Origin of the sequence: Corynebacterium sp. HMSC065H09 (assembly GCF_001812845.1) — a bacterium.
GTDB classification, from domain to species: domain Bacteria; phylum Actinomycetota; class Actinomycetes; order Mycobacteriales; family Mycobacteriaceae; genus Corynebacterium; species Corynebacterium jeikeium_D.
In genome coordinates, this window is sequence record NZ_KV810592.1 from 74,660 (window position 1) to 89,717 (window position 15,058).

10 protein-coding genes are annotated in these 15,058 nt (G+C 59.8%); 3 read left to right on the forward strand and 7 right to left on the reverse strand.

The features are described from left to right. Positions 1-219 precede the first annotated feature (219 nt). Positions 220-1,179 (forward strand): diacylglycerol kinase, encoded by a 960-nt coding sequence (locus HMPREF2878_RS07820; RefSeq protein WP_049189386.1) that lies wholly within the window; start codon positions 220-222, stop codon positions 1,177-1,179. A gap of 55 nt (positions 1,180-1,234) precedes the next feature. On the opposite strand, the gene HMPREF2878_RS07825 is transcribed toward HMPREF2878_RS07820, so the two are convergent. The 6 genes from HMPREF2878_RS07825 to HMPREF2878_RS07850 all read right to left on the reverse strand — a co-directional run bounded on the left by HMPREF2878_RS07825 (position 1,235) and on the right by HMPREF2878_RS07850 (position 9,890). Further along, on the reverse strand, positions 1,235-3,151 hold the full coding sequence (locus HMPREF2878_RS07825; protein WP_049189387.1) for an ABC transporter ATP-binding protein: 1,917 nt from the start codon (positions 3,149-3,151) through the stop codon (positions 1,235-1,237). 59 nt (positions 3,152-3,210) lie between these two features. Continuing rightward, positions 3,211-4,563: a maltokinase N-terminal cap-like domain-containing protein gene (locus HMPREF2878_RS07830; protein WP_070653223.1), complete on the reverse strand. Its 1,353-nt coding sequence runs from the start codon at positions 4,561-4,563 to the stop codon at positions 3,211-3,213. 32 nt (positions 4,564-4,595) lie between these two features. Then, positions 4,596-6,407 (reverse strand): maltose alpha-D-glucosyltransferase, encoded by a 1,812-nt coding sequence (gene treS, locus HMPREF2878_RS07835; RefSeq protein WP_070653225.1) that lies wholly within the window; start codon positions 6,405-6,407, stop codon positions 4,596-4,598. 108 nt (positions 6,408-6,515) lie between these two features. Further along, complete coding sequence (locus HMPREF2878_RS07840) at positions 6,516-7,835, reverse strand: PH domain-containing protein (protein ID WP_070653227.1); 1,320 nt, start codon at positions 7,833-7,835, stop codon at positions 6,516-6,518. A 60-nt stretch (positions 7,836-7,895) separates the two neighbouring features. After that, positions 7,896-8,384 carry a PH domain-containing protein gene (locus HMPREF2878_RS07845; RefSeq protein WP_049170706.1) on the reverse strand — a complete coding sequence of 163 codons (489 nt, stop codon included), beginning with the start codon at positions 8,382-8,384 and terminating at the stop codon, positions 7,896-7,898. 231 nt (positions 8,385-8,615) lie between these two features. Then, a complete protein-coding gene (locus HMPREF2878_RS07850) occupies positions 8,616-9,890 on the reverse strand; it encodes a carboxylesterase family protein (RefSeq protein WP_070653265.1) in 1,275 nt (424 codons plus the stop codon). Between the two features lie 108 nt (positions 9,891-9,998). Between HMPREF2878_RS07850 and HMPREF2878_RS07855 the strand changes: the two genes are divergently transcribed. Both HMPREF2878_RS07855 and HMPREF2878_RS07860 read left to right on the forward strand, forming a co-directional pair. Next, on the forward strand, positions 9,999-12,053 hold the full coding sequence (locus HMPREF2878_RS07855) for a M3 family metallopeptidase (RefSeq protein WP_016423125.1): 2,055 nt from the start codon (positions 9,999-10,001) through the stop codon (positions 12,051-12,053). A gap of 75 nt (positions 12,054-12,128) precedes the next feature. Beyond that, positions 12,129-12,344, forward strand: a complete 216-nt coding sequence (locus HMPREF2878_RS07860; protein ID WP_042388817.1) for a hypothetical protein — start codon at positions 12,129-12,131, stop codon at positions 12,342-12,344. A 359-nt stretch (positions 12,345-12,703) separates the two neighbouring features. Here HMPREF2878_RS07860 and malQ read toward each other — a convergent pair whose 3' ends face one another. Continuing rightward, on the reverse strand, positions 12,704-14,923 hold the full coding sequence (gene malQ / locus HMPREF2878_RS07865) for a 4-alpha-glucanotransferase (RefSeq protein ID WP_049189616.1): 2,220 nt from the start codon (positions 14,921-14,923) through the stop codon (positions 12,704-12,706). Between the last annotated feature and the right edge of the window lie 135 nt (positions 14,924-15,058).

Consider the following 15,058-nt stretch of genomic DNA (forward strand, 5'->3'; position numbering starts at 1 on the left):
GCTTCTCCTTGGGCATCGGTGCTGCGAGTCTGAACTGCGGAATTATATGTAACTTGCGCGGAAGCACATCTTTACATCTTTTATTATAGCGGTATTACGTTACGTTTTCTCAAAAAATGTCAATCAATCTTGGTAAGCTTTAGTTAGATGCATTAACGCACTCCCATAAAGGCCAGTATTGACCGGTCAAAAGCCCACGTAAAAGTAGGTATTTCTTCGATGAACGCTAACGACAAGAATCTCAACTACCCGCTGGGAACAACTGAGATTCGTACCCTTGCTCTGGTCACTAACCCCCACGCGGGTCATGGCGCCTCGCAGATTGCGTCCGCCCGGGCGAGCCGGGTGTTCGCGGATCGCGGCATCGATGTCATCGCTCTCCAAGGTGCTAACCCCGACGACGCCCGCAAGCTCATTCGTGAGGTCATCGCCGACGGCCGAATTGATGCCCTGGCAGTCTGTGGTGGCGACGGCATGATTAACCTCGCACTGCAGGAGCAGGCACAGACCGGCATCCCCCTCGGTATTATCCCGGCCGGTACCGGAAACGACCACGGTCGCGAATACAATCTGCCGCGTGGCAATGCTCGCGATGCCGCTCACGTTATCGCCGATGGCTTCTGGACGACCACTGACCTCGGCCGCATCACCAATGAGGCAGGGGAGCAGCGCTGGTTCGGCACTATCATGTGTGCCGGCTTCGACTCGATTGTCTCCGACCGCGTCAATCAGATGACCTGGCCGCATGGCCGCAACCGCTACAACCTGGCTATCGTCCGCGAGTTCTTGGCTTTCCACTCGCTGCCATTCCGCATCACGCTGGATGACGATCGGGTTCTCGAAGATCCAATCACGCTGGCCGCCTTCGGTAACACCCGTTCTTATGGCGGTGGTATGAAGATTTGCCCGTCCGCAGACCACTCCGACGGACTGATGGACATCACTGTCATCGGCAAGGCCGGGCGCATTAAGGCCGCCCTGGCCTTCAAGTCCGTGTTCGACGGCACCGTTGAAAAAATCGGGGAGGTCAGCACCTACCGCGCCAAGAAGGCTTACGTGGAATACATCGGCCCGCCACGCCAGATGAACGCCTACGCTGACGGCGACCTCATGTTCCCGATGCCGGTCACCGTCGAAATTGTTCCGGGCGCTGGCCGCTACATCGTTCCCCGTCCGTAAAAGGGCGCAGGGGTGCCCGTCGTCAAGCGTTTCCTGCATGCTTGACGACGGCGCGTTACCCCTTGATGCCGTACTTCTTCAGGCGCAGACGATCCGCCGCCGAGGCCGAAGCCGTCAGGCGTAGCAACTCGGCGTAGATACCGTCAGTCTGCGCCAATTCTGCGGGTGCGCCCACCTCGTCGACGTGACCGTCACGCAGCGTCACGATGGTGTCCACATCGGAAATTGTGGACAGGCGGTGGGCGATGATAACCGTTGTGCGTCCCTCCATCAGCTTGTCCAAGCCTCGCTGAACTTCGCGTTCGGCCTTGGTGTCCAGCGCCGAAGTGGCTTCGTCCAGGATGAGCAGGGGAGCATCCTTCAAAATAGCGCGCGCGATGGCGATGCGCTGCTTCTGGCCACCCGAGAGCTTCAGACCTCGCTCGCCGATAGTGGTGTCGTAGCCTTCGGCGAAGCTGCGGATGAAGTCGTCGGCGTTGGCCTTCTTCGCGGCGGCAATGATTTCTTCGTCGGTGGCATTGGGTTTGCCGTAGGCGATGTTTTCCCGAATCGTGCCGGAGAACAGTGACGAGTCCTGGAACACGACGGCAGAGCCGGCGCGCAGAGTGGAACCGGAAACTTCGGAGACATCCGACCCCAGAACGCTCAAGCGGCCTGCGGTCGGGGCGTAGAAGCCGAGCAGCAAGTTGACGATGGTGGACTTGCCGCCACCGGACTCGCCGACCAGGGCGATTTTCTGGCCTGAATATGCCTGGAAGCTGACATTGGAGAGCACCGTCTTGTCCTCTTCGTAGGCAAAATCCACTGCGTCGAAGTCGACAATGGGAGCGCCAATTGCCTCCTGTTCGGCTGCGCGTTCCAGGGAGGAACGGTGGGCGCTGTCGACGGACTCTGCGTCTGCGGTGGAACCAACGGACGCGGAGTCGAAGTCGCCGTTATTCGCGGTCGCTGCACTGAGCAGCTCCGGCTGCGTGCGGGTCTCTGGAGTAAGCTCCATGACCTTGAAGTAATCGCGCGAACCGGCGACTGCGCGCTGGGCAGCGTCGACCAGGAAGCTCATCATGGTCACTGGTTGGCGCGCCATGTTAATCAGCTGAATGAGCATGACCATGGTGCCGATGGAGAATTCTCCCGACAGCGTACGCAGGAAAAGCAGCAGGTAGATGCCTGCGAAGATGATATTCAAAATGCCCCCGCGAAGAGCATCCATGCGGTGCCACCACGTTGACTGATCGCGGGTCAGGGAGATGGTGCGGCGGAAGCGGGAACCAAAGAAAGCGATTTCGCGCAGTTCCGCAGTGAAGGAGCGGACAACCTTGACTTGGCCGATGACCTCGGCAAAACGGCCACCGGCGATATCGATTTGTTCGTTCTTTTTCGCTTCAATCTTCTGCCAGCGCTTCGAGGTCAGCGCGGTCAGCAGGGTGTAGACCGGGAAAACGATAATCAATAGCACCGCCAGGGGCCAGTAGTGCCAGGCAGTGATGCCCAGTACCGCGCCGACGGTCAACAGCATCGGGAAGAAGTTGTTGGAAAACGCCTGGAGGAACTGCGTGATATTGCTAATCGAGCGTTCCAGGCGGGCGATAATTGTGCCGGTGACCTGACTGTCGAAATAGCGTTGCGGCAGCGACAGCAGCTTTGCATAGTAGCGGGTCGACAGAATCTCGCGCATGCGTGCAGTCATCACATCGCCCAGGTAACCACCGATGTTATGCACGATGGTTTGCGTCAGATCTGCGATTAGCAGCCCGATGACCAGCCAGATTACCGTGCGAGTGGTATCGGACATCGCCGCCTGGCTCAAGGCTTCACCGCTGGACACCGCGCCGACGATGGCGTCGGTGGCATCGCGGATGAGGAAGGGGCTAATCAACGACGCGGCGGCGGTGGCCAGCGAACAGATGATGACCCCGATATAGAAAGGCCAGAGCACTCGTGTAGTGGACAGGATTCTGCTGAGCAGACGCACGAAAGACCTCTATCTTGCGGGAGGATCACTCCCGCTATGAAATTACTGCGACAAAAGCCCTATCCTAACAGCGAGTGCACAGCACCAAGCGGCAGCGGCAGCCAGTTGGGGCGGTTCTGCGCTTCGTAAAGGCACTCGTAGATGGCCTTATCCAGTACAAAGGCCTCCAGTAGCGTCGGGTCACTGGCATCGCCATAACCCTCCAAGAAGGCATCGATATTGCGGCGAGCCCACTGCTCAACACGCTCGGTAGCCGCCTCGGTGTCTTCACGTCCGGTCAGCAGCGGGTAGTGAGCGGCGTAATCGAAGGAGCGAATCATGCCGGCGATATCGCGTAGGCGGTGATCCGGCAGACGACGCTCCTCCCACGGGCGCGACGGCTCGCCCTCGAAGTCAATCAAGCGCCAAGAGCTCGGCGTGCGCAATACCTGCCCCAAGTGCAGATCACCGTGGATTCGCTGGACGACGGCGCCACCTTCCGGAACCGCAGCCTCTGCGCGATCGAAGATAGCCTGAGCCTTATCCTTGACCTCAGCAATTTGTGGCACCACACCAGCGACGAAGTCCAGGCGAGCTCGCAGTGGGGCTACCAGCTCCGCACCGGTCAGACGCTTCTTTACCGCGACAGCGGCAGCGAGGCTGCTGTGTACCGAGGCCACTGCTTCGCCGAGCGCACGCGCTTCGGATGTAAAGTCGGTGCCCAAATCTTCCAGCGGGGTCTGACTGTCGCGGATGGCATCGCGCACTGCGCCAAGAGCCAGCTCCCAGCCATCGACCGAGTTCGGTGCGAATTCCTGCAGCATGGCGGTGGTGTAGGTGTCTTCGCCAATGGTGGTCTCCACCCAGGAGTAGAGCTCAGGGACGAACTTGCAATCCGCCTGGGCCAGTGCGGCCAGCAGCTCCACATCGGCATTAGTACCGGGGTAGAGGCGACGGAAGAACTTGCACATCACGCGGTCGTCGAAAATGACCGAGGTGTTCGACTGCTCGACTCCCATGGGGCGGCCGGATTTCGGTCGGAGCTGCTCAGAGCCCGGCACACGTCGCAGTTCCATGCGGCCGAGCTTGCCTTCGTCGGAAAGCTTCTGGCCGAGTGCTGTGATGGCATCCGAATCAATCAGAGCGTCGTAGCCGACGATGCCCTCCGCGCGAACCAGCAGGGACTGCTCGTGGCCATCGGGGACGTCCTCCGCCCAAGCGATGGGCAGCTGATAGGTCGGTGCGGAATGCGCGGTGTGCACCCTCACCAATGCGATATCGACATCGGGACTGTCGGGATTGTCGCGCAGTACGGGGTCAAGCGCGAGGATCTCGACGTGGTCGATGTCAGAGACCTTGTCAGCGAAAAAGCGCATCTTGACCAGTGTGTCTGCCAGCTCTTCGGCAATGAAATCGGCGGTGGGAATAGTCATTTCAGTTCGTTCGCCTTTCGGGACTTAAAAGATCACTCTTTATTATCGGCGTTTGTGACGGCATCGGCTGCGGCATCGGCGGCGGTGCCTGAGTGCTCGCGTGATGACGTCACCGGCGCGTCCGATATCGCCTGCGCAACCGGGATTGTCGGTGCCGACATCGAGGCGCTCGATTCGAGGTTTGTCTCAGGTGGAAGCTGGATTTCGAACCAGTAGAAACCGTGGCCAGGAAGCGTGATCTGGTAGGAATCGGTGCCAATTGTGGGGAAGGGAACCGAACCCGTGAGCTCTACCGGGGTGGCACCGGCGAACTCGGACAGATCCAGTGAGACGGCCGCGGGGTAAGAGGACAGGTTGTTGACGCACAGCAGCACTTCGTCGCCGTATGTGCGCAGATAGGTCAGAACAGAGGCGGTATCGCTATTCAGCTCGCGGAAATCACCGAGGCCAAAAGCCTCATAGCGCTTGCGGACCTGAATCAGTCGACGCACCCAATTCAACAGCGAATTGGAGTAGCTCGCTTGGTTCTCGACATTGACCGCCTGGTAACCGTAGGTCGCATCCTGAATGGTCGGCAGATAGAGCCGACCGGGGTCGGCCTTGGAGAACCCGGCGTTGCGGTCGGGTGACCACTGCATCGGTGTGCGCACACCATCGCGGTCACCGAGCCAAATGTTGTCGCCCATACCAATTTCGTCCCCGTAGTAGAGCACCGGCGAACCTGGCAGGGAGAGTAGCAGGGCATTGAAAAGCTCGAGCTGAGTGCGGTCATTTTGCAGCAGTGGCGCTAGACGACGGCGAATGCCGATGTTGGCCTTCATCCGCGGATCGTGCGCATACTCGGCGTACATGTAGTCGCGCTCGGCATCGGTGACCATTTCCAGCGTCAGCTCATCGTGGTTGCGCAGGAAGATTCCCCACTGAGCCGAAGACGGAATCTCTGGCGTAGACTCCAGGATCTCCGAGATGGGGAAGCGGGACTGCTTTCGCACCGCCATGAAAATGCGTGGCATGAGCGGGAAGTGGAAAGCCATGTGGCATTCGTCGCCGCCGACCTCCGGGTCGCCGAAGTATTCCACCACATCGGAGGGCCACTGGTTGGCCTCCGCCAGCAGGACGCGACCCGGGTATTCCTCATCCATGACCTTGCGGCAGCGCTTCAGAAAAGCGTGGGTCTCGGGCAGGTTCTCGCAGTTAGTGCCTTCGCGCTCGAAGAGGTAGGGCACAGCGTCGAGGCGGAAGCCATCGATGCCGAGATCGGACCAGAAGCGCAGCACATCGAGCATCGCTTCCTGCACCGCCGGATTGTCATAGTTCAAATCCGGCTGGTGGGAGAAGAAGCGGTGCCAGTAGTACTGGCCACGCACCGGGTCATAGGTCCAGTTGGAGTCCTCGGTATCGACGAAGATAATGCGTGCGCCCGAGTAGGTGTCCGGGTCGTCAGTCCAGACATAAAAATCGCCGTAGGGGCCATCGGGGTCAGTGCGCGACTGCTGGAACCACTCATGGCTATCGGAGGTGTGGTTCATCACCAGGTCAGTAATAACGCGGATACCGCGCGCATGGGCCTCGTCGAGAAGCACCTTAAAATCCTCGACCGTGCCAAACTCGTCGAGCACGGCGCGGAAGTCGCGGATATCGTAACCGCCGTCGCGCAGCGGGGAGTCGTAGAAAGGCGGCAGCCAGAGGCAGTCAACGCCCAGCCATTGCAGATAATCGAGCTTCTCCGTCAGCCCTTTGAGGTCGCCGGAGCCGTTGTTGTCGGAGTCGAAGAAGGCCCGGACGAGCACCTCATAGAACACCGCGCTGCGGTACCACTCGTAATCTTCCTTGGCGATAGTCATGCATCCCAGCGTAATGACTATGCCACTAGCCTGCAGAGAGAGTTTTCCTGCGAGATCCCACAAGACCGTGCGAGATGGCCGTCCTGGGAGACCTCATTAAACAGCATTCTAAACAGCCTTGTGTTCCTGAATTAACGCAGCGAGCTGGTACGCATCATCCAACTTCAACTCCGTTGCCACCGGAGTGACCGCTCCCGGCACCATGTCGATCCGCACGTTCGCCACTCCCGCCGCTTTCTTCAGCGGAGAAATGGTTAGTGTATGCCCCTGGATGCGCTGCCAGGGGGCCATGAACCGCGTATGCCAGAACCGACCCTTGGTCACTAACAGCCCCCGCTTCGTGGCCTGCACCTTTTGAAATTTCCAGTCAATTGGGCTGAGCCACCATGCCGTGCGTGGAGTCTGCCAGGAGCCCAGCAGGTCATCGGTAGAGGCCGGTCCCGCAATCTCAGTCATCAGGTAATCGACAATCGTGTCCGTCTCCGGTGTCGGCGCCACTGGCACCAGTGTGTTGTTCGACTGTGTGCTGTCCAGGCCATAGCCCGCCACCGAGACATCCGCACGGGACCATCTCCACGGACGCCACCAGAGCGGTTGCACCACTTTAAAGCCATGAATGCGATCAATGGGAATGGTCTGAGCGCGCGTCGACAACAGTCCGGCGGTAATCGCCAGACGCCTGCTTTCCGACGATACCTTCAGCGTGAAATCCCACGACTGATTTAGTACCCCGAAAAGGCCGACAGCGAAACTGCCAATCACAATCAGAGTAGTGATGGTTACTCCGCTGAGGATTTCTACGATGAGGTCGGTAAACAGCGCAGAGACAACGGCGAGGAGGATGAGAGCTATGCCGACGAAAAGACCGGGTCCAATGGCCACGGATGCAATCAGCCGTCCGACATCGACCGGGCCAAAGATGGTCTTCGCTTCGGGCATGCGAGAGGACATGTGAGCGCCGGAGTCGAGGGGCGCGGTGGAGCTGTCGCCGTCGTAAAGCGAACGTGCCAGCTCGGTGTCCAGCTTTTCTACCTCACCCAACACGTCAGCGCGGAACTGTTCGCACTGCGGGGGAGTGAGGTATTTGATTGTGAAGTGTGAATCGGAGCCGCCGGCTGTTTCAATGACAATTTCGGCGAGCCCGAAAATGCGCGCCAACAATGGTTGGTTGATATCCACCGCCTGCACGCGGTCGAGCCGTGCCGCGCGTCGAGAACGCAGTAGCCATCCGGAGCCGTAGCGAACCTCATCGTCGGTGAGCTCGTAGAACGTATACCGCCAGGACAGCCACGAGAAAAATGCAATCAGACCAATAATTATGGCGACCGCACCGGTACCGACAAGGAGACCGAGCCATGCCCAGTCGTAGAGCTGAGTCACGACCGCAACGGCCAACTGCCACTGATTCGCGACTGCGAATGCAGTCACCGCAGCGATTGTGGCAAAGCTTTTGAGCAGCGGAGATAGGGGATGAACTCTATGCCTCATTTAGAGACCCGCCATCCGGTCGTGGGCGCGCTGAGATAGACGAGCGCGCAGGGCGAGCGCTTCTTCACGTGGCAAACCGTGGACGGCTGCATCCGAGCTCGCCGATGCTGTGTTGAGCTTCAGCGTTGCCAGTCCGAATAGTCGAAGGAGAGGTCCTTCATCGATGTCGATGAACTGGATTCGTCCGTAAGGGACGACAGTGACCGAGCGCCACCAGCGTCCGGACGCAACAATGAAGTCGTTGTCCTCTTCGAGGTATCGGTGGGCACGAACTCGTCGACCGATGAGCCAGTAGATATATGCGAAGTAGAGCACGCAGGCGAGGACGCCCAACCACATCCACGGAGTCCACATCACAGCGGCGACGACGGATGCAATCGTGATAACTAGCAGGGGAGCGGCGTGCGCGACTCGCTTCACCTTAGCCAGCGCGGGGTCGACCGGCTGCAGCGCGGAATTCTCGGGGACTAATAAATCAAGCGGCTCCATAGTTGACAGTTAACCACAGAGGGTAAAGCTTGCGTCTGGCCTGGTGCTTCGGTAAGAACGGTGGCTATGGATCGCAGGAAACTCATAGCAGTACTTATCACGCTGATCACCATTTTGGTCTGCGTCGAGATTTATCGGTACATGCAGACTTTGCCAGCTTAAGTCGCTGGGCTCAGTTGTTGAGCACAACAGCACAGCGCTAACCAGCGCAAGCCTCACCCGCCTTATGCCTTATGCGCCAAAGAGCTGGCGCGGAGCCGCCCACGCATCGATGGCAATGTCCTCGACTGCCTGGGCGTCAGCGCCAGCAAAGGTGGTCACCTTGCGGTCATTGTTGTAGCGGGGCATGTGTGAGGTGCCTTCGCGGATGAACTCGACCGCCACTTGGTGGAATGGATGGTTGGGTTCCTTCATACCGAAGAAGCGTGCAATGTCGATGCAGTGCGGAGCACCACTGGTGCGGCCAGCAGGTGCATAGCCCAACCCTTCTCCCGGTTCGAACTGTGCCGCCCACACATCCAGCTCAGCCGCCACGGACCGTTCGGCGACTTTAACAGCGTATGAGCGAATCGCTGAGTCAGAAATGACATTCCCCATCGGACGTTCGGCATAGGCGGTGGCCGGAAATTCGCCGTGGCCGCGATGCCCCTTGGCGTAGCGCCGAGCCATCCACTCCCGCATGGGCAACTTGTCCATCGCCACAACCGGCGGTTCTGAGAAGAACTCTTCGCTGGTGGCAGTCACCATCGTTGGCAGTGTGGGAGCAAAGCTGTCAAAGCGAGGCCCAATTGCCGGATCCGAAGGTGAGGATGCCGACACCAATTTCTGGGCTCGAGCGACCCTGCGTTCGTCGGCACGCGAAAAGATGTCGGTGGACGGCGCACGTCCCACACCGATGCCCGCCAACGTGCGGCGGAGACGCGAGCCCGACAGCAGCGAGAAGGCCGGCGACATGGCGATGGTGCGCTGGATCTGGCCGCGAGTGCGTTCGTCGGCAGCGAGAGTGAGCGCCAGCGCCGCACCCGCCGATTGCCCCGAGATAGTGATGTTGTCGATATCGCCGCCGAAGGCAGGCGCGTTACGACGAGCCCACTGCAGCCCCAGATACAGGTCATCAATGGCCCGGTAGGTCTCTGTTTCACTGTCGCGCCAGAATCCCTCGAGGCCCTTGCGGTATCCGAGCGAAACGGTGACGATGCCTGCCTGTGCGAAGGCCGTCGCGTCCGTCCAGGGCTCGGAGGGATGCCCAAACTCGTAGCTACCACCGTGGATCCACAGCAATACGGGATAGGAAGCGTCCGCGGGCTCAGCCGGTGCGGTGACGGTGAGAACTAATTCGCGCTCGGGTTCACAGCGCCGAGTGCCTGACTGTGGCCCGTCAGCCACCGGTGCCGACGCGGCGAACGGAGCAGCATCTGCGTAATCGATATTGAAAACTTGTATTGCGTCATCGTGAATACGGCCGGTTAGCCTCCCACAGGGAGCGGAAATAGTCGTCTCTGTCATGGCGGAAAACGCCTCCTCGTCACGGTTGGTCCTGCCAGAACGGCGGGGAGCCTGTTTCAGACGGTAGGCGCACTCTGGTTTTTCGAGCACGCTACAGTTGAATTCACTATGACCAATGATGCACGAAATCCACTGTTGACACCGTCAGAATTGTTCTGCGAATTGCCAGATTTTGCGGCAATCGATGACAGCCACGTCCGCGAGGCCTTTAGCGAAGCAATGCGCAGCCATGCACGCGAGATCGACGCCATCGCCACGTCGTCGGAGGCGCCGACCTTTGTTAATACCATCGAGGCAATGGAAAAGGCGGGCCAGGATCTGGACCGCGTCGCTGCTTATTTCTTCAACGTTGCCGGCACGGACGCCACCGATGTCCGCATGGAAATTGAAGCCGAGATTGCCCCGCAGCTCACTGCACACCTGGATCAGATTCGCATGCGCAGTGACCTGTGGCAGCGCATCAATGCCATCGACAGCGTTGAGGATGCCGCCAATCCGGAAGAGGCGAAGCTGCTGCTGAAGAAAGTCCGCGAAGACTTCCAGCGCGCCGGTGCGGACCTCAGCGACGAGGACAAAGCCGAGCTCAGCCGCATCAATTCCCGTCTCTCTGAGCTCTCCACGGCTTTCGGTGAAAACCTACTGAAGGACACCGTCGCGCGCGCCGTGGAGATCTACGACCGCGAGGAACTCGCCGGGCTTTCCGACGACGCCATTGCGTCCTTCGCCGCCTACGCGAAAAAGGCCGACACCGATGCGCCGTGGCTGATTCCGCTGGACCTACCGTCAACTCCGGCACAGCTGGCTGACCTGGATAATCCGGCTACTCGCGCCAAGCTCTATGAAGCCTCACTGGGGCGTGCGGGTGCTGCCTCCGGCACGTTCGACAACTCCGGCATTGTGCTGGAAATGGCGCGCCTGCGTGCCCGCCGTGCCAAGCTGCTCGGCTACGACACGCATGCGGATTACGTCATTGCCAAGGAGACGGCAACCACCGCAGAGGCTGCTCGGAAGCTCATTGCAGACCTGGCGCCAGCTGCCATTGCCAATGCTGAAGGCGAGTACAAGCGGGTCGCTGATCTGGCTGGCGGTGAGACGGTCACGGGCGCTGACTGGCCGTATTGGGAGCGCCGTCGTAAAGCGGAAGAATTCGCAGTCGACACGGAGGAACTCAAGAACTACTTCGAGCTGCACCGTGTCATCGAAGACGGCGTGTTCTACGCTGCCCGCAAGCTCTACGGCATCGAGGTAGTCAAGCGCGAGGACCTGCAGGGATACGCGCCGGGCACGACCGTGTGGGAGGTACGCCAGGGCGGAGGCGAGACCATCGGCCTGATTATTACGGACTACTTCTCGCGCCCGACTAAGCGCGGTGGTGCATGGATGAGCTCGTTTAGGGACCAGTCCCGTCTGCTGGGGCGCCTGCCAGTCGTGGTCAACGTGATGAACATCGCCGAAACCGAGCCGGGAACCCCGGTGCTACTGACGCTCGACGAGGTCACCACTGCTTTCCACGAGTTCGGGCACGCCCTCCACGGTCTGCTTTCCGACGTCACGTACCCGACCTTCTCGGGCACTAACGTCCCGCGCGACTTCGTGGAATTCCCCTCCCAGATTAACGAGAACTGGGCACTTGAGCCATCCATTCTGGCCAATTACGCCGTCCACGTTCGTACCGGTGAGCCGATCCCGGCCGAGCTAGTCGAGTCTGTGAAGAAGGCCCGCACCGCTGGTGAGGGATTCGCCACGGTTGAGTACCTCGCCGCGTGCGCCATCGATCTGGCCTGGCACAGCCTCACCGAGGAGGAAGCAGCTCAGGTCACTGATGTTGATGCCTTCGAAGCGGAAGCACTCGCTGAACTCGGCCTCGACGTTCCCCACCTGGCTCCGCGTTACCGCTCCCGCTACTTCAACCACATCTTCGCCGGCGGTTACTCGGCGGGCTATTACTCCTACCTGTGGGCAGAGGTGCTCGACGCGGACGGTTTCGGTTGGTTCACCGACAACGGCGGTGCCACAATCAGCGGCGGCAGCCACTTCCGCGAGGAGATTCTCTCCCGTGGTGGCGCCATCGACTTCATGGCCGCCTACCGTGCCTTCCGAGGTCGCGATAAGGACATCCAGCCGCTCCTCGAACGCCGCGGGCTGTCGGGCACTGATGCCTAGCTTCACGCTTTACGACGAGCCCCGCGACCGCCGCCCACTGGTTATTCCGGTCACCGGCAGGGTAGGTTGACACTCATGGCAGAAGCATTCGACAGAGTAGGGCAGTGGCTTATCCAATTGCCACTGCTTGCGCAGGTCAGCGTGCTATGCGTGGTTCTCCTGGTAGTCGGAGGGTTTCTTGCTTTCGTTCTCGTTGGCGCAATCGATGTTGTCAGCGGACGTCTGTGGCAGAGGTCGGTGCATCGGCGGGAGCGTTCGCAGGAGCGTCGAGGAGCGGGCAGCGAGAGCTAGCCGAAGAGGTAGTGGCCTTGCGGATAGCTCACCGAGAGACCCGATGAATTGAGCTGGGAGAAGCCCCCTTTAAGTGTTGGGTCGCTATCGCTGCCCTAAGGTATGTCTTAAAGTATTAGGAAATTTGCCCAACAGGCTAGAGTTGGGTAGTTCGCAAATATTTCGCAGTAGGGAGCTGAGTTAGCATGCATCGGTCGAGGCACTCGAAGGTCCTACTTGCCCTAATCGTTTTGCTTCTTCTCATCCTCATCGCTGGTGCAGTCACCGATTTCCAGTTTTAGCCTCGGTTTTAGTGCCGGGCATATAACCTGAAAGATCGGTGAACAGCAAAAATGAGGGATTAGTCGCTCACGAACCAATTAACGCTTGAATCCGGGGAAGCGAGGCAGGTCCTCGACAAGCACGGCCTTGCCCTCGGCATCGGTTAGCGGAATGCACCAGTTCGGGTACTGGTCGTGGCTCGTGCCCGGCTGGTTCTGAGTACGACGATCGCCGACCATGTCCACCAAGGCCTCACACTTCAGCGCGGATGGCGTCTGGTCGAGGAAGCGGTGCAGCCCCGTGACCAGTGCGTCAATTGGTGGCAGATTATCGCGGGTAAGGGAATGAACATCCATGTCCGCCGCAGCCGTGTCACCAAAGCAGCCGGCTTCCTTGGCCGCACCCAAAACCTTTCGAATCCACTCGAAGTCCCGGCGGTCTTCCTCCGCGACGTCGGAAAGCAATAGTCTCAGGCGTTCCCGTAGCTTGATGTGCTCGCCTGCGAGGTAGCCTGCCGTCGGCGGCAGATCGTGCGTGGTGACGGAGGACAGGCACAGGCTGCGGTAAGCGCTTGGTGGTTTCGGCTGGTCGCCCTCGGATTCAAACCACACGATCGAGGTGCCCATGATGCCCCGCGAGGCCAGGTAGTCCTGCACCCACGGCTCGAAAGTGCCCAGGTCTTCGCCTACGACGACGGCCCCAGCGAGCTCGGCCTCAAGTGCGAGAATGCCGACCATTGCCTCGTGGTCGAAGTACAGGTAGGTGCCATTGACGGGGGACTCCATCCGCGGCATGACCCAGAGGCGGAACATACCCAGCACGTGGTCAACACGAATGCCACCTGCGTGGCGAAGGATTGTGCGCAGCATGTCGCGCCAGGGGCGGTAGCCGGCCTCGGCTAGCTTGTGCGGGTTCCACGGCGGCTGCGACCAGTCTTGGCCGCGCTGGTTAAAACCGTCTGGCGGTGCGCCAACAGAGATAGCAGGAGCGAGCCAATCCGCAAGGTTCTCGGCATCCGCGCCGCCAGGGTGCACGCCGACGGCAAGGTCGGCCATGATGCCGATGCGCATACCCGCATCCAGGGCTGCCTCTTGTGCCTGGCCGAGCTGCTGATCGAGAATCCACTGCACCCAGAGGTGGAACTGGAAGATTTCCTCCCGCAGAGATTCGACACTGGCGTGGTTACCCAACGGTGGAACCAACTCGATATCGTTCTCGGTTACGGCACCAGAATCGGAAGTGGCAGCGCGTGCAGCATCGCGGGCAGCAGCGCGATCCGCGAGCTCGCGCTCGGTGCACCACGACGCGTAGTCGTATATGCCACGGCCCTCGGCCTCCAGCCAACGGTCAAATTCCGCCTGGCGTGCGCTGGACAGGGGGATCTTGTGAATTGCCCGCAATACCTTGAGCTTTGCAGCGTAGATGGGGTTGCGGTCAATCTCATCAGGGCTGTGATTGAGCTGGTGGAAAGAGTTCGCTAGCGCACGGGCTTCATCGGCCTCGTCCTTGTCCAGGTACCCGAACTCGTCGATAAGCTCTGGGCGCGCGTACAGCGGATTGACATAGCGGCGCGTGGTGGGCAGGTACGGCGAGTCTTCTACCGGAGGCAGTGGCTCTGCGGCGTGCAACGGATTGATGAGGACGAAATCAGAGCCCGCGTGCTCTGCACTGACCTGTGCCAAGTCGCCGAGGGTAGCGAAATCGCCAATACCCCAGCTGCGGCTGGAGCGTACCGAGTACAGCTGTGCCATGACACCATGCGCAGGATTCTGCACGTACTTGTCGGCAGTGGCGAGACGGTTGGGGGTTACGGCCACATCGCACTCAGCGACGTTGTCATCGTTGACTGCGCGCAAGCGATGCCAACCAAGTGGCAGATCCTCTGGAATTGCGAAGGCGGCTTCACCCATCAACACATCGCCGACCTGGCGTGGCGGTACCAAGTGGTGCACCTGAGCGCAGGGCCATTCTGCGCCGTCCTCCAGTTTCACAGTCACGCTGACATTGCTGCCGTGCGGTACGTGAACCAGAACTCGGTGGAAGATGCCCTGGCGGGTAACTACCACGGGCGGGAGAAGGCGAGACCACTGCGTGTCTGCCCACTCACGACGGGCGTCGTTGATGTCGGCATCGCTGGGATCTGGGCCCAGATCGATGTCGAGAGCAGCGAGAGTTTTTAGCACTGTCTCACGAGAGACGTGCACGAGTTGGCCCTCGGTGGAGTAGTAGGAAACCCCAACTCCGACATCTTTAGCGAGGTCGGCGAGTGGAGAGGAAAGGGGAGGATTGGAAGCTGCCTGTGTCACCCTTTCCATCATGCCAGTTTAGAAAAACTTTGCCAGTAGTAAGGTAAATCACTTCGTTATCGAAATATTTACTGAAATCACAACGGCGCAGGGTTTGATGTTCTAAGTTGATTCCTAACGAAACCAACGACGGACAGAACTACCGAA